The sequence below is a fragment of the Bacillus cereus group sp. BfR-BA-01347 genome (assembly GCF_022663835.1).
In the GTDB taxonomy this organism is placed as follows: domain Bacteria; phylum Bacillota; class Bacilli; order Bacillales; family Bacillaceae_G; genus Bacillus_A; species Bacillus_A thuringiensis_K.
Genome location: NZ_JAKUGG010000022.1, coordinates 14,375 through 39,951, shown reverse-complemented (window position 1 = coordinate 39,951; position 25,577 = coordinate 14,375). Strand labels below are relative to the sequence as shown.

Sequence of the window (25,577 nt, the reverse complement as noted above, 5' to 3'; positions counted from 1 at the left end):
CTTTCTTTTCACTCTCATATTTTATGTTTTAAATTACACTTTTTTATGATGAGCAAAATAGTCCATTGTTATTATACAACATGTACCACTATAATATGTCAAGCAATTTTTATGGATTTCAACTTTTCTTCATTGACATATAGTGTCAAGTAAATTTTCTTGATTTCTTTTTTCTACGGTGTTGCATTCTCTTTTTAGTTGTGTTAAATTATAGTAGTGTTTTTAGCATCGCATAAAAGACTAACATTGAAAAATTACGTATGGTAAGGTATCAAGGGAGGGAAATATAAATGGCTCGTGTTTGTGCTATTACTGGAAGAAAAGCTCGTTCTGGTAACTCTCGTTCTCACGCAATGAACGCTACAAAACGTAAGTGGGGCGCTAACCTTCAAAAAGTTCGCGTACGCATCGACGGAAAAGTTCAACGTGTTTACGTTTCTGCTAGAGCATTAAAATCTGGCAAAATCGAACGTGTTTAATAATAAAAAAAAGAGCCAATAGGCTCTTTTTTTACTATAACAATGGAAAAAGCACCGGTGATAGGTGCTTTTTTTAATCTTTTTTAAAGGTATTTAACATTGCACGAACTATTCCACCAAGAAATTTAGGTAACTTAATTGTATAAAATCTCATGGTTTCCCTCCTAATCCCCATTACTCCACTTGGTCACTATATGATGTAAGGAGCAAAATTGTTTCTTCAATCAGTGCTTCTTATCAACATTAATATGCCAGAAGTAAATGAAAAAGTACCTTTTTCCTCAACGAGTTCGTTACTAATACAAAGTGTTGATCCCCACTCTATTGTTTTATTAGTAAGAGGGTACTTAAAACCAAACAATGTAATCCCTTCCACTATTTCAGTAACTGGTACAAAAGATACATAAGGAAAATTTTTATTTTCTTCAATTATATGTGTACCCACTTTTTTAACTGTTATTTCATTTTTATTGTCCACAATACACATTTCTATCTCTACTTCTAATCCTTTTAAAAGCATCTGTATATTTGCCAAACCGTGATCAAGCCTTCCACCGGTAGCACCAAAAATACGAATTAGTGCCGGCTTCTGTTCTAATGCCCAGTTGATTGCAATTTCTAAATCCGTTTGATCTTTTTCTCGCGGAACAATATGTAATTCGTTCGTTTGCTGTCCCATCCATACTAATTCTTCTTCAGTAACTGAATCGTAATCTCCAAACGCAACAGCCGGTGTAATCCCTTTCTTTAATAGACGGTATACTCCCCTATCAACCGCTGCCCATACTACTTCCTCATTCTCATATCGAGCAAAATCTGCGCAATATTCCGAAGGTCCTCCTGCCAAAATATGAATAATCATTTTTTCTTCCCCTTCCATTGTAAAAAGGCAATCTGCCATTCGGTAGATTGCCTTTTTACGTATTTTTACCCTATCCTATAAATACCTTACTAGGATAAAAGTTCATCACTACCCACGAATTACGCGAATTGCTTCACCGCGGTCTTTTTGATTGTATACTGCTGACCCAGCTACAAGTACATTTGCTCCCGCTTCCACACAAAGTCTTGCTGTTTCAGCATTTACACCACCATCAACTTCAATTTCTACTTCTAGATTGCGCTCTTTCACCATGTCTGCAACTTGTTTAATTTTCGGTAATACAGAATGGATAAACTTCTGTCCACCAAATCCAGGGTTTACTGTCATAAGTAATACCATATCTATATCTTCTAATACATGCTCAATCACTGAAACTGGCGTATGTGGATTTAATACAACACCTGCTTTAATGCCATGAGATTTAATTAACTGAATTGTACGATGTAGATGCGGACACGCCTCTACGTGAACAGTAATAATATCCGCTCCCGCTTGTGCGAAAGTCGGGATATAGTTATCAGGATTTTCAATCATTAAATGTACATCTAATGGTAATGATGTAATCGGACGGATTGCTTCTACAATTAACGGTCCAATCGTAATATTTGGTACGAAATGTCCATCCATTACGTCAACGTGAATGTAATCCGCTCCGCCCTTTTCTACATCTTTAATCTCTTCCCCTAATTTTGAAAAATCTGCTGATAAAATCGATGGTGCAATTTTAATCATAACTAATACCTCGGCTTTCTCTCTCTAATTTCTTCTACGAATTGTTTATAGTTCTTATAGCGATATTCTGTAATCTTCCCTTCTTCAACCGCAGCTTTCACCGCACATTTCGGTTCAGAAAGATGTGTACACCCTCTAAATTTACAGTATTGGCTCGCTTCTTTCAACTCTGGAAAACAATATGTAAGATCTTCTACTTCTATATCAATGAAATCTAGTGAACTAAAACCCGGTGTATCTGCTACTAGCCCACTCCCAATTGCAATTAATTCTACGTGTCTTGTCGTATGCTTCCCGCGTCCTAAATGGGAGGAAATATCATTTGTTTTCAGCTCTAATTCTGGACGTAGCACATTAAGCATTGAAGATTTCCCGACACCAGATTGACCCGCAACGACAGAAACACAATTTTCTAAGTATGGTTTTAATATATCAATACTTTCTGACGTATTAATAGAAGTAAATAAAACATCATAACCCATCTCACGATAATCATTCGCATAAGCTTCAACAGTTGCTTTCATCTTTTCATCTACTAAATCCATCTTGCTAATACAAATAATTGGCTTAATGTTATGATATTCAATCAGCACTAAAAATCGATCTAACAGTCCAGGGTTAAAATCTGGTTCTACTGCAGAGAACACAAGGATCGCTTGATCGACATTAGCAATAGGAGGTCTAACAAGTTCATTTTTCCGATCAAACACTTCAAGCACATAACCTTCAGTTGGATTATCTGCCTGAAAAACAACTTTGTCTCCTACAAGTGGTGTAATTTTATTTTTTCTAAATACACCTCGCCCACGACATTGCGTAACCCCTTCTTCATGCTGCACGTAATAAAACCCACTTAAAGCTTTTATAATTTTTCCTTCTGGCATAGAATTCTCCTTTTTTTGTATAAGGTGATGCTGAATTTAAAAATGAATGGATTTAATTTTTCCAAATAAAGATTTCAAAACCTACCATATATACTTTCGCTAATATACATTAAATTTCCCATTAAATGCAAAAAAATATTTACAGCTGCATCACTTTACTAGCTTTTTGAATCATATATTTTTGCCTGCTATACCGTCCACTTTGTAGACAGCATAACAGGCAATAATAATAATAATAATAATAATAATAAGTAGACTTTCACTATTATTGAGTTGGATATGGTACTTCTTTATCAATAATCGTTATTCCATCTCGTACAATTTTATAGTGTCCCTTTGAACCTTCTTGAATTACAAATTCTAAAGAAATAGTCGCTGATTCAGTAATTGTTCTCGTTTCAACCGGTCTATCCATTTTTTGCTGCATGTCTTCTTTATAAATTTCTATTGTTTGCGGTTTTTTTTCACCTGTTACAGCAGGCTCATATAGGATAGAGATATTGTCCACTTTTACCGTTTTAGTCACTTTAGGTTTTTGACCATCAGAGATAATAATAGTTACTTTATCTCCCTCTTTTAATGGTGTACCTGGTTTTGGAAATTGCGAAATTACAAGTCCTTTTTCGACTGTATCTGAATACTCTCGTTTTATATCTGACGTTAGTTTTCTCTCATTCAAATAACCAGTTACACTATTTTCAGTCCACCCCGAAAAGTCACCTGGTCTAATTTGATAAGGACCTTTACTTACCCAGATTTTCAGTTCTTGCTCCGCTTCTATAACCATTTGATCAGGCGTCGGAATTTGCTCTACAATTTCACCTTTCGGCTTATCATTTTCAATATAATTTACTGTAACTTGTTTATATTTTTCTTCTAACTCAGCTTTTACACTCTCAAAGTTTTGCCCTGTGAAATTCGCCATCTTACTTTTCTTTTTTCCACCTGATTGATAGATAGTAATTTTAGCGTTTTCTTTTACGACTCTTCCTGCTACAGGGTCCGTTTTTATTACATCCCCAACTTCAACATCATCTGTATATACAATATTAGGCTCCGTCACCTCAAAGCCCTTTTCTACTAATGTATTTACAGCTGTCGTGTATTTCATACCAGCCACATCAGGAACTTTCACATCTTTCGGAATAAATAATCCTGGAATAACCGTAAGCGCTAATGTTATTCCTATTGCTAAAAATAAAAATGTTGAAATTAAAACTTTAAGCCACTTGTTACTCCGTTTTTTCTTCTTATCTAACTTAGCTGCTTCTGCTCTTACCGGTTCTTCCACCTTACTCCCTTTTAAAACAATTGTTTCATCACTTACATTTTCAAATAATTGTTCTTGTTGAATAATCGGAATCGCTTTCGTCGCTTCCATATCTTCTGGTATGTAAAATGGTTGCTCATTTATCCTCTCTGGATATAGCGCAGTTTCAATATCTCGCTTCATCGCATTGGCAGATTGATATCGATGGAACGGATCTTTTGCAGTTGCTTTTAATATAATATTTTCAACACTTTGCGGAATATTTTCATTCCATCTTTTTGGTGATGGGATTTCACTTTGTAAATGTTTTAAAGCTATAGCAACAGCAGATTCGCCAGAAAACGGTTGTCTTCCTGTTAACAATTCAAACATAACTATCCCCAGAGAATAGATATCTGATTGTTTATTTGCTATCCCGCCACGTGCCTGTTCTGGTGATAAATAATGGACTGAACCGAGCACTGAATTTGTATGTGTAATTGTTGTCGCACTCGTAGCTGTCGCAATTCCAAAATCTGTTACTTTTATTATTCCATCAGCTCGAATTAAAATATTGTGCGGCTTTATATCACGATGCACAATTTCAAAATGATGGGCATGTGCCATAGCGGATGTTAACTGCTCCATAATATCAAGAGCTTCTCCTATAGGTAACATCCCTCGCTCAATTATGTATTGCTTCAATGTTTGCCCTGGTACATATTCCATGACAAGATAGTATATACCATCTTCTTCTCCGACATCATACATATTCACAATATTTGGATGCGACAACGTTGTAACAGACTGCGCTTCTCGATGGAAACGTTTAATAAACTCTTCGTTATTTGAGTAGTCGAGTCTTAATATTTTTACCGCTACATCTCGGCCAAGTATATCATCATGAGCTAAATATACATTGGCCATTCCGCCACCACCAATCATTTTCAGCAGCTTATAACGGTCATTTAAGCGTTTTCCAATCAGCACGTTGCACTTCACCTACTTTCGTTTGTCGAACCCGCATAATCAATAAGAACAAGTGTGATATTATCTTCTCCACCGCGATCATTTGCCAATTGAATGAGTTGCTGCCCTTTACCTTCAAGCTGTTCATTTAACTGTAAAATTTGTCGCATATCATCAATAGAAACTTTGTTTGATAACCCATCAGAGCAAAGAAGTAATTGATCATCTTCCTCAATCACCAACGTTTTAACATCTAACCCAACTTTTTCTTCTGTTCCTAATGCTCTTAATAACACATTCTTTTTCGGATGATACTCTGCGTCTTCCTTCGAAATTTCACCATGTTTCACAAGCTCATTTACAAGTGAATGATCTTCCGTTACTAGAGTCATTTCTCCTTCTGATACCATATAGCAACGACTATCTCCTATATGCCCTATTGTCACAAAGCTTGGTGTACAAACAGCTATTATAAGCGTTGTTCCCATACCATTACATTCCGCATTTTGCTGAGCGTATTCATATATACGCTCATTAATAATCCCAACACTAGTATGTAACCATTGTTCTACTTTTTTCGGCTCATTCATATTATGTGTTTGCTTCCAATAATCATGGAATAATTGAATGGCCATCGAGCTAGCTACATCACCAGCTCGATGACCTCCCATTCCATCTGCTACTACCGCTAATACATTTCCATCTAAATTGTGAAAAACTCCTGCACTATCTTCATTATGTTGACGAACTTTTCCTTTATCCGATAGAAATACGGCTTTCATCTCGTCACCTCGTCTCTTCTTTGCGCTCCTTCGCACGCAACTGACCGCAGGCTGCATCAATATCATGACCTTGTTCACGGCGAATCGTTACATTCACTCCACGATCTTTTAACGTTTTCTCGAACAAGAAAATTTGTTCACGTGGCGTACGTACATAATCACGTTCAGGTACGTAGTTTACCGGAATCAAGTTCACATGACATTTTACACCTTTTAAGAGCGCAGCAAGCTCTTCAGCATGCTCTACTTGGTCATTTTCTCCTCCAAATAATCCATATTCAAAAGTAATACGACGCCCTGTTCTATTTACATAGTATTTAATAGCTTCCATTAAATCTGGTAATTTATAAGCACGGTTAATCGGCATTAATTTTGAACGTAATTCTGAGTTTGGAGCATGCAATGAAATCGCAAAATTAATTTGTAGATCTTCTTCAGCAAACTTATAAATTTTCGGGATAATTCCACTCGTCGAAACAGTCATATGTCTCGCACCAATATGAAGTCCTTTTTCATGGTTAATGATGCGTAAGAATCCCATTAAATTATCGTAGTTATCAAATGGTTCTCCAATTCCCATAACAACAAGAGAACTTACACGTTCTTCTGTTTCATCAAGCGCACGCTGAACTTCTACTACTTGCGCTACAATTTCTCCAGCTTCTAGGTTTCGCTTTAATCCACCAAGTGTCGAAGCACAGAACGTACACCCAATACGACAACCAACTTGCGTTGTTACACAAATGGAATTTCCATATTCGTGTCGCATTAATACCGTTTCAATAGAATATCCGTCATATAATTGGAATAAGAATTTAATTGTTCCATCCGAAGACGTTTGTTTTACTAACGTGTTTAAAGTAGTAATATCAAAGGAATTCGACAATTTATCACGCAATCCTTTAGAAAGGTTTGACATATCCTCATAATTTTTTACACGTTTTTTATATAACCAGTCAAAAATTTGTCCAGCACGGAACTTCGGTTCTCCTTGTTCCTTTAACCAATCTTGCATTTCATGAAGTTGTAAAGAGTAAATTGATGGTTTCTTCGTTTCTAAATTTTTCTTTTGTTTTCTTACAGTCGTTTCCATGATGCTACACCTTCTTCCTTAAACAAGCAATATAAAAGCCATCCGTTGCAAAATAATGCGGCAAAATTTGTACTTGACCTTCATCAATATACGGAGTTAATTTTTCTGGCATACGCTCTTTTAGCGTAGTATCCCATTCAAATTCAGGATGTTCTTGTAAAAACTTCTCTATTACTTGTTCATTTTCTATTTTCTCAATTGTACACGTACTATAAACAAGACGACCGCCTTGCTTTAATAATGGTGCTATTTTTTCTAGTATTGCAATTTGAATCGTCGATAATCTTTCACTATCGCCTTTATCTTTTCCTAACTTAATATCAGGTTTACGTCTAATTACACCAAATCCAGAACACGGTGCATCTACCAATATTTTATCAAACGTTTCATTTGCAAAGTGCTCTTGCACTTTTCTAGCATCTAGCGCTTTAGTTTCGACATTTTCTAGACCCAGTCGCTCTGCTTGCTGTTTAATTAAACGTACTTTGTGTGCATGTAAATCAAGGGACATGACCTTACCAGTTCCCTTTAATCGTTCGGCGATATGCGTTGTTTTTCCGCCTGGAGCAGCACAACTATCAAGAACTGCATCTCCCGTATTCGGTTCTAAAGCACGTGCTACAAGCATAGAACTTTCATCTTGAATAGAAAGAAATCCTTTTTTAAATGCTTCTGTATGTGCTACATTACCTCTTTCAATCTGAATTGCATCATCTGACAAGTCACCACGTTTTGCTTCTATACCTTCACTTGCCAACAACTCAATCGCTTCTTCTACCGTTACCTTATCAACATTCACACGTGCTGTTGGTACAGGTGGTAACATGTTTACTTCGCACATTTTTTCTGCAGTTTCTAAACCATATTCTGAAGTCCACTCTTGGACAAGCCAAACTGGATGACTTGTTGTAATTGCAAGACGTTCTACTGGATCCTTGATTTCATCTACAGAAGGTACACCTTCTCTCTGAATCGAACGTAATACACCGTTCACCATACCAGCAATCCCCTTATGCCCGCGACGCTTTGCAATCTCAACCGCTTCATGAATAGCCGCTCTTTCTGGCACTCGGTCTAAATAAATCATTTGATATAAAGATAAGCGAAGCAATACTCTTACCCACGCCTCAACCTTCTTTTTTAAAAAAGGCTGTAAATAATAATCTAATGTGTCACGACGTTGAATCGTTCCATATACAATTTCAGTTAATAAACCAATATCTTTTCTATCAATTGTACTCTTTTCAATTAGATTATTTAAAAGTAAGTTACTGTATGCACCACTTTTTTCTACTTGAATTAAACCATCAAGAGCTAATTCACGAACATTTTGTCTCATGCATTTTCTCCTAACTTCGTTCCAATTTCAGGTTTTGTTCCACGTAAAAATTGTGAACAACTCATACGCTTTTTACCAGAAGGTTGCAATTCGGTAATTTTAACACCTGTTTCATTACCTGTTGCTACAACAAAACCATCTTCTTCGATTGCAACAATCGTACCTGCTTCAGCTGATTTCGTTACAGGTACTTTTTCTCCCCACCATACTTTAACAACTTGTCCTGCTAAAGTTGTATAAGCAACTGGCCATGGATTCAATCCGCGAATGTGATTGTATACTTCTTCACCTGTTTTTGTCCAATCAATTTTCTCTTGCTCACGTTTTATATTGTACGCAAACGTTACTTCTTCTTCGTTTTGTTTAATCGGTTCTAACTTACCTTGAATTAATAAAGGCACTGTTTTAGATAGAAGGTGTGCTCCTGCTTCACTTAATTTATCAAATAATGAGCCTGTCGTTTCACGCTCTTCAATTTCCACTTCCACTTGCGTTAAGATATCACCAGCATCCAATTTTTCTACCATATACATAATTGTAATACCTGTTTTTTCTTTACCTTCCATAATTGCATAATGAATTGGTGCACCACCACGAAGTTCAGGAAGTAAAGAAGCGTGGACATTAATACATCCATACTTCGGTGCTTCTAAAATTTCATTTGGTACAATCTGACCAAATGCAGCTGTTACAATTAAATCTGGCTCTAACGCCAATACTTTTTCATATTCATCTTTTTCACGAATTTTTAACGGCTGTAACACAGGGATACCATGTTTTTCCGCTTCAACTTTAACAGGTGTAGGGGTTAATACTTTTTTTCTACCTACTGGACGATCAGGTTGCGTCACAACACCTACTACCTCATAGCCATCTTCAATAAGACGACGAAGCACCGGCACTGAAAAGTCCGGTGTTCCCATAAATACTACTTTTATCATTTAAAAACCGCTCCTTTTAACACCTATTCTAGTTCGTTTTCTTCATAATATCTTGTCACTTTCGATGTAAATAAAACACCGTGTAAATGATCGATTTCATGTTGAATTGCACGCGCTAAAAATCCTTCCGCTTCTAATAAGAATACTTTCCCACGGCGATTTTGCGCTCTTACTTTAATATAATCGGCACGTTCTACTTCACCATAAAGTCCCGGGAAGCTTAAACAGCCTTCGGGACCTACTTGTTCACCACGTTTTTCTAATATTGATGGATTGATTAACTCGATTTTCCCAGTATCATCATCGACATCAACAATCGCTACTTGCAAGCTTACACCTACTTGAGGCGCAGCTAAACCGACTCCGTCCGCAATTAACATTGTTTCATGCATATCTTTCAACAATTTCACTAACTTTTTATCAAAGTTAATTACTCTTTCGCATGGTGTTTCTAACACTTCATTTGGATGCTTTACTATTTCTAAAACTGCCATATTTCCCTCCGCTACATTAACATTGTTGGATTAAAATCAATTGAGATTTGTAGCTCTTTTTGCATTTCTGCTTGATAATGTTCATTTACCATTTTGAGCACGTTCTTTAAGTTTGGTTCCCGTTTGTATTTTATCATGCATTGATAACGATATCTATCTTTTATCCTTGGAATTGCTGAAGCAACTGGTCCTAGCACCATTGTTTGCTGTGAGCAATGCGTTCGTAAATACGAGGCAATTTTTTCCGTCACTTGTACCGCTTTTAATAATTCAGGATGAGATACAGTTACGAGTACAACATAGTAATATGGGGGATATTGTCTTGTTCGTCTCATTTGCATTTCTTGATCAAAAAACACATCATATTGTTGGTTCTTCGCTAACTCTATACTGTAATGTTCTGGCGTATACGTTTGAATCACAACTTCCCCTAGCAATTCATGTCTACCCGCTCGTCCACTTACTTGAGTCAATAACTGGTATGTCTTTTCACTCGCCCGAAAATCAGGTAAGTGAAGCATCGTATCTGCAGTTAAAACCCCAACGAGCGTTACTTTCGGAAAATCTAATCCTTTAGCAATCATTTGTGTTCCGAGTAATATATCTGCTTTTTCTTCCCCGAACGCCTTTAATAATTTTTCATGCATTCCTTTTCGACTTGTCGTATCTACATCCATTCGAATGACTCGTGCCTCTGGAAATAGTTTTGTAATTTCTTCTTCTACCTTTTGTGTACCTGTACCAAAGAAACGAATGTATGTACTTTGACAAGCTGGACACTCAGTTGGCATATTCTCTTCGTAACTACAGTAATGACATTTTAAACGATGATTCATTTTATGATATGTCAATGAAATATCACAATGCGGACATTGGACAACATATCCACAATCACGGCACATTACAAATGTTGAATGACCTCTTCTATTTAAAAAGAGTACCATTTGTTCTTTCTTTTCTAATCGATCTGCTATTTTTTCATGCAGCGCCTTAGAAAACATTGATCGATTCCCGTCACGAAGTTCTTCTCGCATGTCAACAATCTCTACCGTTGGTAAAGCTTGTTCATTCATACGTTTTTCCATTGTTAATAGTTCATAAACACCCTTTTTCGCCCTTGCAAACGATTCAAGTGTTGGTGTCGCACTACCGAGAACGATAGGACATTTATGATATTGCCCTCTCCAGACAGCTACATCTCTTGCATGATACCTCGGATTATCTTCTTGTTTGTAGCTTGATTCATGCTCTTCATCAATAATAATAATCCCTAAATTCTCAAAAGGCGCAAAAACAGCTGAACGCGCACCAACTACAACTTTCACTTCTTTTCTTAAAATCTTACGCCACTCGTCATACTTTTCTCCAACAGACAACGCACTATGAAGAACTGCAACTTGCGAGCCAAACCTACCTTTAAAACGATCCACCATTTGGGGCGTTAGTGCAATTTCAGGAACAAGAACGATAGCTTCTTTTCCTTTCTCTAGCACTGCTGCTATAGATTGTAAATATACTTCTGTCTTTCCACTTCCTGTAACACCATATAGTAAAAATGGATTATAAGTTTCATTTGTAATTGATGATAAAATCGGTGTAATAACTTGTTTTTGTTCCTCCGTAAGTGGAAATGGTTTCGTTTGTTCAAAATCATCATCGTCATACGGATTTCGGTATACTTCCACATACTTTTCTGAAATGAATCCCTTTTTAACAAGTGCTTTTATTGGAGCATCTGTTATTTGTAACTCTTCTGTAATTACTTTCAACGGTGCACTTTTATAATTTTCCACAAAATAATAAAGTACATCTTGTTGTTTTTTACTTTTTAGTTCAAATGCTGCTAATTCTAATTTATCTTCTGGCAACTCCGGTTGTACGACTCTTTGCTTCTTCTTTTGTACCTTATCTTTCACTTGATAAACGACTTCAACCGTACCATTTTTAATTTCTTGTTGAATAGTCCGGTATAAATGTGGCTGTTGCTCGATTACTTCAAAATCAATTGCTTCTTTATCCTGAAATAAATATAGTATTTCAGGTGCTAGTTCTGCCTGTTTACAAAGTTGTAGACGTTTTTTATATGTTGCTTTTATCGCAGTTGGAAGCATCACTTGAAAAGCTGAAATCATGTAGCATAACGTTTCACTTGTAAGCCAATATCCAAGCTTTAATAATTCATCATTTAAAACCGGTGTTACATCTAATATTTCATGGATTGTCTTTAACTTCTTACTTTCTACATCCACCGAATCTTTAATCCCAATAATAAAACCTTGCAATTTCCTTGGCCCAAACGGAACTACTACACGCATTCCTGTCTGTACAATATCTTCCCATTTTTTAGGGATAATGTAATCAAATGGTCGATCTGTCTGACGGGCAGGTACATCAACAATTACACTTGCAAATTTCATAAACGATCATCTTCTAACATCATTTCAATTTGCTTCAATATTTCACGAGCTACCTCTTTTTTCATTAAAAGTGGCAACTCAATAACTTTTCCATCTTTTCTATACATTGTTACAATATTCGTATCCGTGCCAAATCCTGCTCCTTGTGCTTTTACATCATTCGCGACAATCATATCTGCATTCTTCTCACGTAATTTTTTCGTTGCATATTCCTCTACATTTGTCGTTTCAGCAGCAAAACCGATAAGTAACTGTTTATTCTTTTTCTGACCTAACGTTTTTAAAATATCCACCGTTCTTTCGAGTTCAATGACAGCATCACCATTTTGCTTTTTCATTTTATTATCATGAACATATTTCGGCCGATAATCTGCAACTGCTGCTGTTTTAATGACAACGTCTACGTTTTGATAATGTTGAAGAACTGCTTCTAACATATCTTGTGCAGATTCCACTTGCACTGTCGTTACATGTAACGGTGGATTTAATGCTGTCGGTCCTGAAATGAGTATAACATCAGCGCCTAAATTCGCTGCCACTTCCGCAATCGCATACCCCATTTTTCCAGAAGAAAAATTCGTCATAAAGCGAACTGGATCAACCTTTTCACGTGTCGGGCCAGCAGTTATTAATATTCTTTTTCCCTGCAATGGTTTGTGTTCTGAGAAAGCTTCCTCTAAACGTGCAATAATTGCTTCAGGTTCTTCTAGTCGTCCCTTCGCTACATATCCACATGCTAAAAAGCCTTCCCCAGGCTCAATAAATGTATATCCTAGCGTTTTCAATGTCATCATATTTTTTTGAACAATTTTATTTTCATACATATGCACATTCATAGCAGGCGCAATCCATACCGGAGCTGTAGTAGCTAACAAAGTAGTTGTAATCATATCATCTGCAATACCACTAGCTAACTTTCCAATACAATTGGCAGTAGCAGGTGCGACAAGTACAACATCCGCCCAATCTGCTAAATCAATATGAGCGATAACAGCTGAGTCTTTCTCATCAAATGTATCCGTATATACATCATGGCGAGAAAGCGCTTGGAATGTAAGAGGCGTAACAAACTTCATTGCCGACTCACTCATCATTACTTTTACAATCGCGCCAGATTGTGTCAATTTACTTGTTAACGCAGCTGCTTTAAAAACCGCAATGCCTCCTGTTACACATAGAAGTATCTTTTTCCCTTTTAGCATATGACTCGTCCTCTTTCTTTTTCAAACTTATAATACTGAAATAGAATTCTCAGCTCGTCAGTACCAATATTTCATTCCTTTCGTAAAAAAATAACAACCTACTTGTAAATAGGTTGTTACCGTTACATAGAAAATTATAAAGTCTATGTTTTATTTTGTCGAAGGCAAAGGCTTATTCAGCTACTTTATCTTCACTTGGTACGTAGCTTAATGCTTCTGCATCGATTTCTTCTAATGCTTTACCTACACATTTATGAGAAACAGGTTTTTCTACAACACAGTTATTAGCAAGTTGCATTTCACGTGCGCGTTTTGCAGCTACTGTTACTAATGTGTACTTAGAATCGATTTTTTGTAGTAATGAGTCAATTGATGGATTTAACATAATTATAGACCCTCCGTCATTTCTTTATAATATTTTGCTACCCTTTCGCGGCGGCAATGTTCGCCAACCACAATGGCTTTAATTCTATCACAAGCTAATTCAACTTGATCGTTTTCTACTACATAGTCGTAAGCGTCCATCATCTCGATTTCTTCTTTCGCTACAGTTAAACGATTTTCAATAACATCTTCAGTCTCTGTACCACGTCCGACAATACGGCTCTTTAGTTCAGATAAACTTGGAGGTGCTAAGAAAATAAATACACCTTCTGGGAAAGCTTTCTTAACTTGAATTGCTCCTTGCACTTCAATTTCTAAGAATACATCTTTTCCTTCTTGTAATGTTTTTTCAACATAGTCAATCGGTGTTCCGTAATAATTACCTACGAACTCAGCCCACTCAAGTAATTTTTCATTACGAATCATTTCCTCGAATTCTTCTCTTTCTTTAAAGAAATAATCCACACCATCTACTTCACCTTCACGCGGCTTACGTGTCGTTACTGAAATAGAGTACTGAAAACGTGTATCCTCATGGCTAAACAGCTCTTTACGAACCGTCCCTTTTCCAACCCCAGAAGGCCCTGAAAGAACGATGAGCAATCCTCTTCTACTTCTCATAAATATGTAAAACCTACCCTTCCTCACTTAAATCTTCTTTATTATTCAAACGATGTGCAATCGTCTCTGGTTGAATTGGACTTAATACAACATGCCCATCATCCATAACAATAACCGCCCTTGTTTTTCTCCCATACGTAGCATCAAGCAAAGCATTATGTTCGCGTGCTTCCTGTACTGTTCGTTTAATAGGAGCTGACTCCGGACTTACAATAGCAATAATTCGATGAGCAGATACAATATTTCCGTATCCAATATTTAAAAACCGCATGGCCATAGTTTGCGCCTCCTAGTAAGTCTATCCGATTTCTCCACCACGTATAACTTTACATATTTTTTGAAAGCTACTCAATATTTTGTACTTGTTCACGAATTTTTTCAAGGTTATTTTTCATTTCTACAACATATTTTGAAATTGTTAAGTCATTTGCCTTAGAACCAATCGTATTAATTTCTCTATGCATCTCTTGCACGATGAAATCCATTTTCCTTCCAACAGGCTCTTCAATCTGCAGTGTTTCACGAAATTGCTCTAAATGACTTTGCAAACGAACTAACTCTTCATGAATATCACAACGCTCTGCAAAGATTGCGACTTCTGTTAGCAATCTTTGTTCATCTAGATCTTGATTATGTAATTCTTTTAAGCGATTTTCTAATCGTTCACGATATTTTTGTGTAACAATTGGTGCATGTGGAATAATTGCATTTACACAATTGCTAATCTCTTGTAAACGATACGCTATATCTTTATGTAATCGTTCTCCTTCGCCATCTCTCATCGTTTTCAACATATGAGCAGCTTGACGAACAGCCTCATATAAACTGTTCTCAAAATGTTCATTTACATTTTCTATTTCTTCAATTGCTGTTACTTCTGGCATTGCCATTAATTGCTGAAGTGTAATAGAATCTTGTAATTGAAATTTCCCTTTTATATCTTCCATCATCGATTGGTACTGCTCAAGAAGTGACCAATTCACACTTAATTTTCTTTCAACAAGTCCTTCACCCGCTATACTAATAGACACTTCAATGCGTCCACGTCGAACTTGCTGTGCAATTATTTTACGAATTTTGTCCTCAAATACCATCATTTGCTTAGGAAGTCGAATACTCATCTCTAAAAAACGGTGGTTCACCGATTTCATTTCTACTGTAATTTGAAAAGTATCACTTTCTACTTTCGATCTTCCAAACCCTGTCATACTAGAAATCATTTTTATCACATCCAAGCCATAAAATAACTCAATGAAAAAGGTAATAGAGACAAGGCTCTACTACCTTCTGTAAATTATATCACATTTTCATAACATTGACTATTTCAAGTTTAATCCCTTCTTATATAACATCGACTTTTTCTTCTTAGCCTTTTTCCCTGTTAATAAAGAGCCTACTAGTAAGAAAGTCGGAATTGATGACAAACCTCCAATTAATAACCAATCTCTTGCTTGTATCGGCATTGTGCTAAAGATCGGTTGTAACGGTGGATAATATATAACCACTAGCATGAGTAGTAACGAAATAATAACCGCCCCTACTAAATACACGTTCCCAAATGGATTACGGTGAAAGACAGAATGCTCACTGCGACAATCAAATACATGAATAAGCTGAGCAAGTACCAACGTCGCAAACGCTACAGTTTGTGCATATTTCAGTTCATTTGGATGTTGGTTATACGCAATAATGAACGCTACTAACGTCACTGCCCCAATTAAAAAACCTCGACTTATTATTTTCCACGCAAGCCCTCTAGCAAATACCCCTTCTTTCGGGTGGCGCGGTGTTCTCTTCATCACATCTCCTTCAGCCTTATCCAAACCTAATGCCATCGCTGGTAAACCATCAGTAACTAAGTTCACCCATAAAATTTGAATAGGAACCATCGGCAGTGGTAATGCAAGTAACATCGCAAATAACATAACTAAAATTTCTCCAACATTTGACGCCAATAAGTAGCGAATGAACTTACGTATGTTCTCATATATATTTCTTCCTTCTTTAATTGCTGATTTAATTGTAGCAAAATTATCGTCTAGTAAAACAAGTGAAGAGGCTTCTTTCGCAACATCTGTCCCTGTAATTCCCATCGCTATCCCAATATCCGCTGTTTTTATCGCTGGAGCATCGTTCACTCCATCACCTGTCATCGCTACTATATGTCCTTGATTTTGCAGTGCCTTAACAATTTTTAATTTATGTTCAGGTGATACACGAGCGAATACATACGTATCTTCTACAACATTTTCTAATTCCTCCACATCCATATTCGCGAGTTCTACGCCTTCAACAACGCGTCCATCTGGTGGTAAAACTCCTAATTGTTCAGCAATCGCCATTGCTGTCACTTTATGATCACCTGTAATCATTACTGTTCGAATACCAGCTTCTTTACACTCTTTTACCGCCTGCGCCACTTCTGGCCTTGGCGGGTCAATCATACCTTGTATCCCAACCAACATAAAATCTTTTTCAACGTCTCTTTCATGTTCAATAGAATCCGTGACTTTTAAAGGCTTAAACGCAACTGCAATTGTTCGAAGCGCTTGACTACCTAAGCTATGAATAGCCGCCTGTACTTCTTTTCTATATAGCTCACTTAACGGCTGCTGCTTATCTCCCCATAAGATTGTTTGACTCATTTGCAAAAGAACATCAGGTGCTCCTTTCGTAACAATAAACTTTTTCCCCTCTCGATCTCGTACAATAACACTCATCATTTTTCGAGTTGAATCAAAGGGAAATTCACGAATAATTTCAAATTTCCCTTTCAACGCCTCACGTGTTATCCCAGCTTTCATTGCTGCAGCTACAAGCGCTCCCTCTGTTGGATCTCCATCTAATACGTACGCCTTTTTCTTTTGAATAATATTTGCATTGTTACATAGTGAACCAAATGTAAGTAGCTGATAAAGTGATTTTGTCTTAGCTGGATTCACTTCTTTTTCACCTTTCATAAAAGAGCCATTAGGTTCATATCCTTGCCCTGTCACTTTCCACAATTCTCCGCCTGACCACATATGTGTTACCATCATTTTGTTTTGCGTCATTGTTCCCGTTTTATCAGAGCATATAACAGAAGCGCAGCCTAACGTTTCTACGGCCGGTAACTTCCTTACAATTGCTCTCTTTTTTATCATACGCTGTACACCAAGTGATAAAGCTACTGTAACAATTGCTGGCAATCCTTCTGGAATAGCCGCAACAGCTAGCGATACGCCAGCTAAAAACATATGATATACTTCATTCCCTTGATACACACCAGCCAATACAACGAGCGCTGTCAAAATAAGAGCTACAATAATTAATATTTTTCCGAGCTGTTCTAACCTTCTTTGCAGTGGCGTTTCCATTTGCTCTGCATTTTGCAACATATTTGCAATTTGCCCCATCGCTGTATTCATACCAGTTGCTACAACAACTCCTGTACCAGATCCTCGCGTAATCATTGTCCCCATAAAAGCCATATTTTTTTGATCCCCTATTGCAACATCTTGCCCTTGCAATGCTTCTACCTTCTTTTGTACAGGTACGGACTCCCCTGTCAAAGCAGACTCTTCAATATATAAACTTGATGCCTCAACAAGACGCACATCAGCCCCAATACGATCACCACTGGAAAACTTAATAATATCCCCTAAAACAAGTGCTTTAGATGGTGCTTTTACCCACTTTCCATTCCGCATTACAGTAACTTGCGGAGCGGCTAGTTCCTTTAAAGCTTCCAATGATTTTTCAGCTTTTCTTTCTTGAAAAAAGCCGAGAATACCATTGATAATAACAATGGCAACAATAGCAATAGAATCAATGTATTCACCTAAAAACGCAGAAACAATTGTTGCTCCAAACAAAACGAGTACCATGAAATCTTTAAACTGTGCTAAAAATACCATTAGTGCAGAAGGCCTTTTTGCTTCTTCTAATTCATTAGTACCAAATTTCTTTACTCGCCCTTCTGCTTCTTTCTCTGTAAGTCCAACCTTTACATTCGTATTCGTTCTTTCTTCCACTTCATGTGCTCGCATTCCATACCAGTTCATCCTGCTATCGACCTCCTGATTCCAGACATACTCTATTGAAAGCTTATTCAGCCTCGTCCAAAAAAATGCTATAATTAACATTTAGTTAGAAAGGAGTGTTCATTTATGGCATTCGATGGATTATTTACAAGAGCGATTACACATGAAATTGAAAATTCTCTTTACACAGGAAGAATTTCCAAAATATATCAACCTTCAAAATACGAGATTTTATTACATATTCGAGCGAATGGAAAGAACCAAAAACTAATTCTTTCATCTCATCCTACATATGCGCGTATGCACTTAACGAATCAAAACTACGATTCGCCAGCAATACCGCCGATGTTCTGTATGCTTCTTCGCAAACATTTAGAAGGTGGATTTATTGAAAAAATTGAACAAATCGACTTAGAACGCATTATTCAAATTACAGTTCGCAGTCGTAATGAAATCGGAGACGAATCATTAAAAACATTAGTAATTGAAATAATGGGACGACATAGTAACATTATCTTATTAGATACGAAAACAAACGTGATTTTAGATAGCTTAAAACACGTTTCATTAGCCGTAAACCGTCACCGAACTGTATATGCTGGCGCTGAGTACGTCGCGCCACCAGCCCAACATAAAATCAATCCTCTGCAAATTGAAACCGCAGATGATTTTATTAGACCGCTAGACTTTCTATCTGGAAATATGGATAAACAACTCGTGGGGGCCTTCATGGGAATATCCCCATTATTTGCAAAAGAAGTAGTAAAGAAAGCCGGTATGGTAAACGAGAAAGCATTATCAGAAGCATTTTTCTCTATACAAACACCATTACTATCTCATGCATATACACCAACAATGATTACTGCAAATGGAAAAGAATTCTTTTATCTTTTCCCTCTTACACACTTGCAAGGAGAAGAAAAAACATTCTCATCAGTGAGCGAACTGTTAGATCGTTTCTTCTTTGGCAAGGCAGAACGTGATCGTGTAAAACAACAAGCTCATGATTTAGAGCGCTTTATGCAAAACGAAAAAAATAAAAATGAGAAAAAACTCATTAAACTCGAAAAAACACTGCAAGATGCTGGAAAAGCAGATAAATATCAACTATTTGGAGAGCTACTTACAGCTAATATGTACGCTTTAAAAAAGGGCGATAAAGATATTGAGGTCGTTAATTATTACGATGAGAATGGTGGAACTGTAAAAATCACATTAGATCCTTTAAAAACACCATCTGAAAATGCACAACGCTATTTCCAAAAGTATCAAAAAGCAAAAAATTCAGTTGTTGTTGTAGAAGAACAAATCGAAAAAACAAATGAAGAAATTCTTTATTTTGATAGCTTACTTCAACAAATGGAAGCTGCTTCTTCAAAAGATATTGAAGAAATTCGTGAGGAATTAGCTGAAGAAGGTTATGTGCGCAATCGTAAAACAAAAAACGCAAAGAAAAAGCCTACTAAACCAGTATTAGATAAATATGTAGCAAGTGATGGCACAGAGATTTTCGTTGGTAAAAACAATAAACAAAATGATTATTTAACAACGAAGTTTGCCCGCCGTGATGAAATTTGGTTACATACGAAAGACATACCTGGTTCTCACGTTGTCATTCGTTCTTTAGAGCCTGCTGAAGAAACTTTACTAGAAGCTGCCAAGATTGCTGCCTATTACAGTAAAGCAAAAGAGTCTAGCTCTGTACCTGTTGATTTCACCAAAATACGCCATGTTAAAAAACCGAGTGGTGCAAAAATTGGTTTTGTTACGTATGACAATCAGCAAACCGTATATGTAACACCAGATGCTGATATTGTAATGAAATTAAAAGCGTAAATAAAAAAATGCGTTGCTTGTATGCAGCGCATTTTTTATATTCGTTCACACTAATTCATATACCCATTTACTAATTCATAACATCTTGCTTTTGTCATCTTATATTTCTCTTCTGAGGCTTCTATACGCCTCATCGTTCCATTATTTGTATCAGTACCAATTGCTTTAACTTTACTTTCTTTTTCTTTAACCCACGCAATTTGTTTCGTTTTTAACGACTGGAACGCATCAGCTGACATCGTACTTTTTAATGTACTGTAAATTTCATTTAGTTTATTATCCCACAGTTCATAATTTCCTTCTATTTCATTTACTATATCATTGGTTGACATAGCATTCGTATGTTTTTCTTGTTTATCTATAGCAGCTAATTCGCTTAAAACATTTGCTCTATCTATCTTTGAAGAAGATTCTTTTTGCGATTGTTTCTCGTCTTTTGAGCCTGTATACGCACTGGAATCCTTTCTCTGTACTTGTTCTGTTTCTTGAATATTTCTTTCTTTCGTTAACTTTTCATACTTATTTTCATCTACATTGTATGAAATAAGAGATGTTTTCGCATTTACAGTAATTAATCCGTTACTATCTTTGAATATATATTTCTTATCGCCACTATTTTCTTCACTTACAAATGACACATTCTTATCGTCTGGCGTTTGTAAAATTCTATTTGCTTCTTCTTTTGTAAGTTTTAAATCTTCAGGAAAAACGAATGACCATTTATCCATTAACCATTCCCCTTCTTTATACACCAAATGAAATTCCCATTCTTGGGCCGCATGACCTATTTCATCTTCTAAACTTAATGTATGTACCGTTAAATTTTCTTTATCTTGTGAAGAAGAAAATCTTATTTCAGTTTGAAAATAATTTGGGAATGGTAACATATCAGTCTCTCTCGATCTATTAAAGTTATTAAGCAATTCAAGAAGCTGATTCTCTACAAATTTTTTTGAAACTAATCCCTTAACTCCTTTTTTAACTGTCTCTAAATCCCCAGGATTATTTCGGCTCCATCCATTTTCTTTTTCCATCTCACTAAACGCGTTTGCTATTCCATCTACACTCTTTCTTACAATCTTTTTTGCTTCTTTTTCTGTCACTTCTGGCGCTTCATCAAGCTGGTCAATCATTTTATTCACTTGAACTTTGTTTTCACTTGTTTCACACCCCGTTATAACAAGCATACTAGCGGCCAAACAAAATGACATTACTTTACTTAATTTCTTCATACATTCACATTCCTTAACCCAATTTTTTCGTTACATCTCTTTACCTACAAAAAAACGTAACAATCCCTTATTATACCAATTTTTTAATTTATTTATACAAAAAATATAATATTTAAATTAAAAAGATTTTGTTTGCAAGTTTACATTATTGTTCATTCACATAAAAACTTACTGTAAAAATTATATATATATTTATTTTACATCCGTCTAGTTTTTTTGACACACAGCTACCCTCTTCTCTTTTATTCTAAATAAATATATTGGCACAATTCTTGCTTTATTAATGTAAAAAGGAGGAATTAAAATGAATATAAGAATAACTAACATCCAAAAACAACTACATAATTACGGAATCGACGGGTTACTTATTACAAAGAAAGAAAACCGTCAATATGCAACAGGCTTTACAGGTAGCGCTGGCGGCGTCTTAATCTCTGCCGATCAAGCTGTTTTTATCACTGATTTCCGCTATGTAGATCAAACGAAATCACAAATAAAAGATGCTGAAATTATTATGCATAAAGGAAATTTAGAAAAAGAAATTGCACATCAAGTATCGAAATTAAACATTCAAAAACTTGGAATTGAAGAAAACAACATGATATTGCAACAATATAAAAACTTGCAAAAATACGTACAGGCGGAAATGATTCAAGTGTGCGAAATTATCGAAAATATTCGTATCATTAAAGACACGCCTGAAATAGAAACAATGAAAATTGCAGCTAATATCGCGGACGAAGCATTTCACCACATTCTTACGTTTCTAAAACCAGGAATAAGTGAAAATGCTGTACGAGATGAATTAGAATTTTTCATGCGAAAAAAAGGGGCTACATCTTCTTCATTCCAAATCATTGTAGCCTCAGGCGTTCGTTCTTCACTTCCCCATGGAGTTGCATCAAATAAAATAATCGAACGAGGGGATATCGTTACATTAGACTTCGGTGCACTTTACGACGGATATTGTTCCGATATAACACGTACTGTAGCAATAGGGGAACCATCGGAAGAATTCAAAAAAATATACAATGTTGTACGAGAAGCGTTAAAACGTGGGACTGAAGCGATTAAGCCTGGAGAAACTGCGAAAAGTATCGATGATGTAACAAGAAAATACATTACAGATTGTGGATATGGTCAATATTTTGGACACTCTACTGGTCATGGTCTTGGGTTAGAAATACATGAACCTCTTCGCTTATCTCAAGAAAGTACGGCTACTTTAGAAGAAGGTATGGTTGTTACCGTTGAACCTGGTATTTACATTCCGAACTGGGGCGGTTGTAGAATTGAAGACGATATCGTCATTACAAAAGAAGGCTATGAAGTTATTACAAAATCAAATAGAGAACTAATTGTTATTCCTTGTTGAAATCACGACCTTTTTTAAAGGAGTTTTTCGTTGCACATAGAATTCTTTCTCTGGAGTCATCGTTTAAGAGGGGGAATTTAAATTGAATTTTGTAATTGATAAGATAGATGGGTTACAGTCTGAATTTTCAAATCTTGTTTCCATGATGAATTACGCTCGCTATACAACAATGCAAGCGGTGGAAGGTTTAACAATTGAGGAACTTGATTATTTATATGATAAGGACACAAATTCAATTGGCATGTTATTGTACCATATGGCCGCTATTGAATTTTACTACCAGATTCATACTTTTGAAGACCGTGAACCAACGGAGGCTGAATTAGAACGCTGGTTACCTGGCATTGAATTAGGCGATCTTGGACGTGAGAAAATAAAAGGAAACGCTATAGAATTTTACATCAATACATTACAAGAAGTACGTTCCAAAAAAATCGAGACTTTTCAATCGTTACCTGATGAATGGTTATTTAAAACGACAGACTTTTGGTATGACAAACCAGCAAATAACTATTTTAAGTGGTTTCACGTTTTTGAAGATGAAATCAATCATCGTGGACAAATTCGTTTAATTAAAAAGATGCAAAAAGCTCATGCAGTAAAATGAGGAAATGCCACCGAATAAGGTGGCATTTTCTTTTATTCATTAACGAATAGCTTTTCGTTTACTATTTTAGTGACTACCACTACCAACATTAAAATGCATATTAAATATAGCATTTTCGCAATAAACAACCACCCTTGAAACATTACAATTCCATCTATTATCTCATTTCCTTTCCATAACAAAAACGGAATTGTGCTGATTATAATGACAAATTCGATGCTGAAAACCATTTTCTTTTTTCGACTATATGCTTTCCATTCATTCCAGCGATACATAGGAGCAAAAATCAATACGCCTATACATAATATAACTGGTACCCATTCACTGTTAAGAAATTGTCCTGAAATAACTGATAATAGTAAACAAACTAGCACACCATAATATCCTATTTTTTCTCTCATTCGTACTCCCCCATTCCCCTTCTCCTCAAATCCCATTTTTAGGATTAATTGTATTGTATCATCCATTTTTTATTCTTATCATTACAGTACATGAAATTTCACTTTTTTCTTTTTCCTATACTCACATACTTTCACCGCTTTCATACAATACACTACACGAATGCCTAAAGGATGTGAATGTTATGGGAGTTGAATTAACGCTATTACACGCTCTCTACATTATTTGTTTACTCACTATTATTACCTTTTTTATTCTCCGAAAAGATACGACTATCATTTGTATCGTTTTTATCTTTTTATTAGCATTAACTGCAACAAGTTCTATCCCTCTTGCCATTAGCGGAATTTTTCAAAGTTTCATTTACGCCATTACTGAGCTATTACCAACTATATTAATCATCTCCATTATCGTATCAATGAGCAATTTACTCGTTCATACTGGCATAAATGATACGATGATTTCACCATTTACAAAAATGATTCGTACACCTACACTCGCCTACTGGATTATCGGCCTTTTAATGATGACCATTTCTTTCTTCTTTTGGCCTTCTCCAGCTGTCGCCTTAATGGGAGCTATTTTATTACCGGTTGCTGTACGTGTCGGCCTTCCTCCAATTGGGGTTGCAATTGCTATGAACTTATTCGGTCATGGGATTGCTTTATCCGGCGACTTCGTTATACAAGGCGCACCAAAATTAACCGCAGACGCTGCTGGTCTCCCTGTTTCCAGCGTCGTATCTGCAAGTGTTCCACTCGTTATCGTTATGGGCGTTGTGACAACTTCCGTCGCTTTTTTCTTCTTACGAAAAGAGTTTCATACAGGCTTAGCTATACAAGAATCTATTCTATCAACTGAGTCTTCTAAAACGCTCACTTCATTATCTCCTCGCACAAAGAAATGGCTCGCTATTTGTATCCCTATCGTATATATCATTGATATCCTTTGCATGATTCAATTTCAACTACAAGGAAGCGACGCAACTGCACTTATCGGTGGAACAACTGTTATTATGATTATCATCATTTCTCTCATCGCCTACAAAGGTAATGGACTGAATAAAACGACCGATTATTTCATAGAAGGGCTCCAATTTGGCTTTAAAATTTTCGGACCAGTTATTCCTATCGCTGCACTCTTTTATTTAGGAGATAGTGGCTTTGTGAAAATTATCGGGGACTATTTACCGAAAGGTTCACACGGAATCATTAACGACTTAGGCATCGCTTTATCTCAAACTGTTCCTTTAAATCAATATGTATCGGCAGGGACATTAACCATCGTTGCTGTCATTACCGGCTTAGATGGATCAGGTTTTTCAGGTATATCACTTGCTGGTTCCATTGCCAATCTTTTTGGAACAGCACTTGGCCATGGAACAGCTACATTAACAGCACTCGGGCAAATTGCAGCTATATGGACCGGGGGCGGGACGTTAATTCCTTGGGCACTTATTCCTGCTGCTGCGATTTGTAAAGTCGATCCATTTGAACTTGCACGCCGAAACTTTTTACCGGTTGTTATCGGTTTAATTGTCACCACGATCGTTGCGATGTTTATCCTATAACGTAAGCAAGTGTTCTCTTGCTTACGTTTTTTGCTTGTAAAATTCATCATGAATTATCAGTTTTCAA

Annotated in this window: 24 protein-coding genes; 5 read left to right on the top strand and 19 right to left on the bottom strand. The window is 36.3% G+C overall.

What is annotated here, in order from left to right:
- Positions 1 to 290: 290 nt before the first annotated feature.
- Positions 291 to 479 carry a 50S ribosomal protein L28 gene (gene rpmB, locus MR143_RS25330; RefSeq protein ID WP_000124776.1) on the top strand — a complete coding sequence of 63 codons (189 nt, stop codon included), beginning with the start codon at positions 291 to 293 and terminating at the stop codon, positions 477 to 479.
- Between the two features lie 73 nt (positions 480 to 552).
- Here the strand turns inward: rpmB and spoVM are convergent, their stop codons facing one another.
- From spoVM to MR143_RS25245, 17 genes are all read right to left on the bottom strand, one after another.
- A complete protein-coding gene (spoVM, locus tag MR143_RS25325; protein ID WP_001213599.1) occupies positions 553 to 633 on the bottom strand; it encodes a stage V sporulation protein SpoVM in 81 nt (26 codons plus the stop codon).
- Positions 634 to 699: 66 nt separating this feature from the next.
- Complete coding sequence (locus MR143_RS25320) at positions 700 to 1,380, bottom strand: thiamine diphosphokinase (RefSeq protein WP_000752664.1); 681 nt, start codon at positions 1,378 to 1,380, stop codon at positions 700 to 702.
- Positions 1,381 to 1,449: 69 nt separating this feature from the next.
- Positions 1,450 to 2,094: a ribulose-phosphate 3-epimerase gene (rpe, locus tag MR143_RS25315; RefSeq protein ID WP_000589974.1), complete on the bottom strand. Its 645-nt coding sequence runs from the start codon at positions 2,092 to 2,094 to the stop codon at positions 1,450 to 1,452.
- Positions 2,095 to 2,096: 2 nt separating this feature from the next.
- Positions 2,097 to 2,978, bottom strand: a complete 882-nt coding sequence (rsgA, locus tag MR143_RS25310; protein WP_001113930.1) for a ribosome small subunit-dependent GTPase A — start codon at positions 2,976 to 2,978, stop codon at positions 2,097 to 2,099.
- A 265-nt stretch (positions 2,979 to 3,243) separates the two neighbouring features.
- Positions 3,244 to 5,217: a Stk1 family PASTA domain-containing Ser/Thr kinase gene (pknB, locus tag MR143_RS25305; protein WP_000904754.1), complete on the bottom strand. Its 1,974-nt coding sequence runs from the start codon at positions 5,215 to 5,217 to the stop codon at positions 3,244 to 3,246.
- A gap of 8 nt (positions 5,218 to 5,225) precedes the next feature.
- Positions 5,226 to 5,978, bottom strand: a complete 753-nt coding sequence (locus MR143_RS25300; protein ID WP_000648704.1) for a Stp1/IreP family PP2C-type Ser/Thr phosphatase — start codon at positions 5,976 to 5,978, stop codon at positions 5,226 to 5,228.
- 4 nt (positions 5,979 to 5,982) lie between these two features.
- The gene (gene rlmN, locus MR143_RS25295; protein WP_000450541.1) at positions 5,983 to 7,071 is read right to left on the bottom strand and encodes a dual-specificity RNA methyltransferase RlmN; all 1,089 of its coding nucleotides are present in this window, start codon (positions 7,069 to 7,071) and stop codon (positions 5,983 to 5,985) included.
- 4 nt (positions 7,072 to 7,075) lie between these two features.
- On the bottom strand, positions 7,076 to 8,410 hold the full coding sequence (gene rsmB / locus MR143_RS25290) for a 16S rRNA (cytosine(967)-C(5))-methyltransferase RsmB (protein ID WP_001249684.1): 1,335 nt from the start codon (positions 8,408 to 8,410) through the stop codon (positions 7,076 to 7,078).
- Positions 8,407 to 9,351, bottom strand: coding sequence for a methionyl-tRNA formyltransferase (gene fmt, locus MR143_RS25285; RefSeq protein WP_000598806.1), 945 nt, complete (start codon positions 9,349 to 9,351; stop codon positions 8,407 to 8,409). The genes rsmB and fmt overlap by 4 nt, the downstream gene beginning before the upstream one ends.
- Positions 9,352 to 9,374: 23 nt before the next feature.
- The gene (gene def, locus MR143_RS25280) at positions 9,375 to 9,845 is read right to left on the bottom strand and encodes a peptide deformylase (RefSeq protein ID WP_000279463.1); all 471 of its coding nucleotides are present in this window, start codon (positions 9,843 to 9,845) and stop codon (positions 9,375 to 9,377) included.
- 11 nt (positions 9,846 to 9,856) lie between these two features.
- Positions 9,857 to 12,262: a primosomal protein N' gene (priA, locus tag MR143_RS25275; RefSeq protein WP_000666709.1), complete on the bottom strand. Its 2,406-nt coding sequence runs from the start codon at positions 12,260 to 12,262 to the stop codon at positions 9,857 to 9,859.
- Entirely contained in the window at positions 12,259 to 13,464 is a 1,206-nt protein-coding gene (coaBC, locus tag MR143_RS25270; RefSeq protein ID WP_000911760.1) for a bifunctional phosphopantothenoylcysteine decarboxylase/phosphopantothenate--cysteine ligase CoaBC, read from the bottom strand. The genes priA and coaBC overlap by 4 nt, the downstream gene beginning before the upstream one ends.
- Before the next feature lie 172 nt (positions 13,465 to 13,636).
- Positions 13,637 to 13,849 carry a DNA-directed RNA polymerase subunit omega gene (gene rpoZ, locus MR143_RS25265; RefSeq protein ID WP_000933960.1) on the bottom strand — a complete coding sequence of 71 codons (213 nt, stop codon included), beginning with the start codon at positions 13,847 to 13,849 and terminating at the stop codon, positions 13,637 to 13,639.
- Positions 13,850 to 13,851: 2 nt separating this feature from the next.
- Entirely contained in the window at positions 13,852 to 14,469 is a 618-nt protein-coding gene (gmk, locus tag MR143_RS25260; protein ID WP_001257741.1) for a guanylate kinase, read from the bottom strand.
- A gap of 13 nt (positions 14,470 to 14,482) precedes the next feature.
- Positions 14,483 to 14,746: an extracellular matrix/biofilm regulator RemA gene (gene remA, locus MR143_RS25255; RefSeq protein WP_001251456.1), complete on the bottom strand. Its 264-nt coding sequence runs from the start codon at positions 14,744 to 14,746 to the stop codon at positions 14,483 to 14,485.
- 67 nt (positions 14,747 to 14,813) lie between these two features.
- Positions 14,814 to 15,689 (bottom strand): YicC/YloC family endoribonuclease, encoded by an 876-nt coding sequence (locus MR143_RS25250; protein ID WP_000625869.1) that lies wholly within the window; start codon positions 15,687 to 15,689, stop codon positions 14,814 to 14,816.
- A gap of 99 nt (positions 15,690 to 15,788) precedes the next feature.
- A complete protein-coding gene (locus tag MR143_RS25245) occupies positions 15,789 to 18,512 on the bottom strand; it encodes a calcium-translocating P-type ATPase, SERCA-type (protein WP_001104779.1) in 2,724 nt (907 codons plus the stop codon).
- Between the two features lie 105 nt (positions 18,513 to 18,617).
- On the opposite strand from MR143_RS25245, the gene MR143_RS25240 reads away from it, so the two are divergent.
- Positions 18,618 to 20,327, top strand: a complete 1,710-nt coding sequence (locus MR143_RS25240) for an Rqc2 family fibronectin-binding protein (protein ID WP_000863285.1) — start codon at positions 18,618 to 18,620, stop codon at positions 20,325 to 20,327.
- 50 nt (positions 20,328 to 20,377) lie between these two features.
- On the opposite strand, the gene MR143_RS25235 is transcribed toward MR143_RS25240, so the two are convergent.
- On the bottom strand, positions 20,378 to 21,559 hold the full coding sequence (locus tag MR143_RS25235) for a lysozyme inhibitor LprI family protein (RefSeq protein WP_000736526.1): 1,182 nt from the start codon (positions 21,557 to 21,559) through the stop codon (positions 20,378 to 20,380).
- A 304-nt stretch (positions 21,560 to 21,863) separates the two neighbouring features.
- Here MR143_RS25235 and MR143_RS25230 point away from each other — a divergent pair, with 304 nt between their 5' ends.
- Positions 21,864 to 22,934 carry a M24 family metallopeptidase gene (locus tag MR143_RS25230; RefSeq protein ID WP_242281066.1) on the top strand — a complete coding sequence of 357 codons (1,071 nt, stop codon included), beginning with the start codon at positions 21,864 to 21,866 and terminating at the stop codon, positions 22,932 to 22,934.
- Positions 22,935 to 23,016: 82 nt separating this feature from the next.
- The gene (locus MR143_RS25225; RefSeq protein WP_199717665.1) at positions 23,017 to 23,541 is read left to right on the top strand and encodes a DinB family protein; all 525 of its coding nucleotides are present in this window, start codon (positions 23,017 to 23,019) and stop codon (positions 23,539 to 23,541) included.
- Positions 23,542 to 23,573: 32 nt separating this feature from the next.
- On the opposite strand, the gene MR143_RS25220 is transcribed toward MR143_RS25225, so the two are convergent.
- On the bottom strand, positions 23,574 to 23,942 hold the full coding sequence (locus tag MR143_RS25220; RefSeq protein ID WP_002181188.1) for a YoqO family protein: 369 nt from the start codon (positions 23,940 to 23,942) through the stop codon (positions 23,574 to 23,576).
- A gap of 182 nt (positions 23,943 to 24,124) precedes the next feature.
- Here MR143_RS25220 and MR143_RS25215 point away from each other — a divergent pair, with 182 nt between their 5' ends.
- Positions 24,125 to 25,510, top strand: a complete 1,386-nt coding sequence (locus MR143_RS25215; RefSeq protein WP_000537876.1) for a hypothetical protein — start codon at positions 24,125 to 24,127, stop codon at positions 25,508 to 25,510.
- Positions 25,511 to 25,577: the final 67 nt, after the last annotated feature.

Bases quoted from the DNA above. Each gene is read 5' to 3' on its own strand.
- rpmB (WP_000124776.1), top strand. From the start codon at position 291: ATGGCTCGTGTTTGTGCTATTACTGGAAGAAAAGCTCGTTCTGGTAAC.
- spoVM (WP_001213599.1), bottom strand. From the start codon at position 633: ATGAGATTTTATACAATTAAGTTACCTAAATTTCTTGGTGGAATAGTT.
- MR143_RS25320 (WP_000752664.1), bottom strand. From the start codon at position 1,380: ATGGCAGATTGCCTTTTTACAATGGAAGGGGAAGAAAAAATGATTATT.
- rpe (WP_000589974.1), bottom strand. From the start codon at position 2,094: ATGATTAAAATTGCACCATCGATTTTATCAGCAGATTTTTCAAAATTA.
- rsgA (WP_001113930.1), bottom strand. From the start codon at position 2,978: ATGCCAGAAGGAAAAATTATAAAAGCTTTAAGTGGGTTTTATTACGTG.
- MR143_RS25300 (WP_000648704.1), bottom strand. From the start codon at position 5,978: ATGAAAGCCGTATTTCTATCGGATAAAGGAAAAGTTCGTCAACATAAT.
- rlmN (WP_000450541.1), bottom strand. From the start codon at position 7,071: ATGGAAACGACTGTAAGAAAACAAAAGAAAAATTTAGAAACGAAGAAA.
- rsmB (WP_001249684.1), bottom strand. From the start codon at position 8,410: ATGAGACAAAATGTTCGTGAATTAGCTCTTGATGGTTTAATTCAAGTA.
- fmt (WP_000598806.1), bottom strand. From the start codon at position 9,351: ATGATAAAAGTAGTATTTATGGGAACACCGGACTTTTCAGTGCCGGTG.
- def (WP_000279463.1), bottom strand. From the start codon at position 9,845: ATGGCAGTTTTAGAAATAGTAAAGCATCCAAATGAAGTGTTAGAAACA.
- priA (WP_000666709.1), bottom strand. From the start codon at position 12,262: ATGAAATTTGCAAGTGTAATTGTTGATGTACCTGCCCGTCAGACAGAT.
- coaBC (WP_000911760.1), bottom strand. From the start codon at position 13,464: ATGCTAAAAGGGAAAAAGATACTTCTATGTGTAACAGGAGGCATTGCG.
- rpoZ (WP_000933960.1), bottom strand. From the start codon at position 13,849: ATGTTAAATCCATCAATTGACTCATTACTACAAAAAATCGATTCTAAG.
- gmk (WP_001257741.1), bottom strand. From the start codon at position 14,469: ATGAGAAGTAGAAGAGGATTGCTCATCGTTCTTTCAGGGCCTTCTGGG.
- remA (WP_001251456.1), bottom strand. From the start codon at position 14,746: ATGGCCATGCGGTTTTTAAATATTGGATACGGAAATATTGTATCTGCT.
- MR143_RS25250 (WP_000625869.1), bottom strand. From the start codon at position 15,689: ATGATTTCTAGTATGACAGGGTTTGGAAGATCGAAAGTAGAAAGTGAT.
- MR143_RS25245 (WP_001104779.1), bottom strand. From the start codon at position 18,512: ATGAACTGGTATGGAATGCGAGCACATGAAGTGGAAGAAAGAACGAAT.
- MR143_RS25240 (WP_000863285.1), top strand. From the start codon at position 18,618: ATGGCATTCGATGGATTATTTACAAGAGCGATTACACATGAAATTGAA.
- MR143_RS25235 (WP_000736526.1), bottom strand. From the start codon at position 21,559: ATGAAGAAATTAAGTAAAGTAATGTCATTTTGTTTGGCCGCTAGTATG.
- MR143_RS25230 (WP_242281066.1), top strand. From the start codon at position 21,864: ATGAATATAAGAATAACTAACATCCAAAAACAACTACATAATTACGGA.
- MR143_RS25220 (WP_002181188.1), bottom strand. From the start codon at position 23,942: ATGAGAGAAAAAATAGGATATTATGGTGTGCTAGTTTGTTTACTATTA.
- MR143_RS25215 (WP_000537876.1), top strand. From the start codon at position 24,125: ATGGGAGTTGAATTAACGCTATTACACGCTCTCTACATTATTTGTTTA.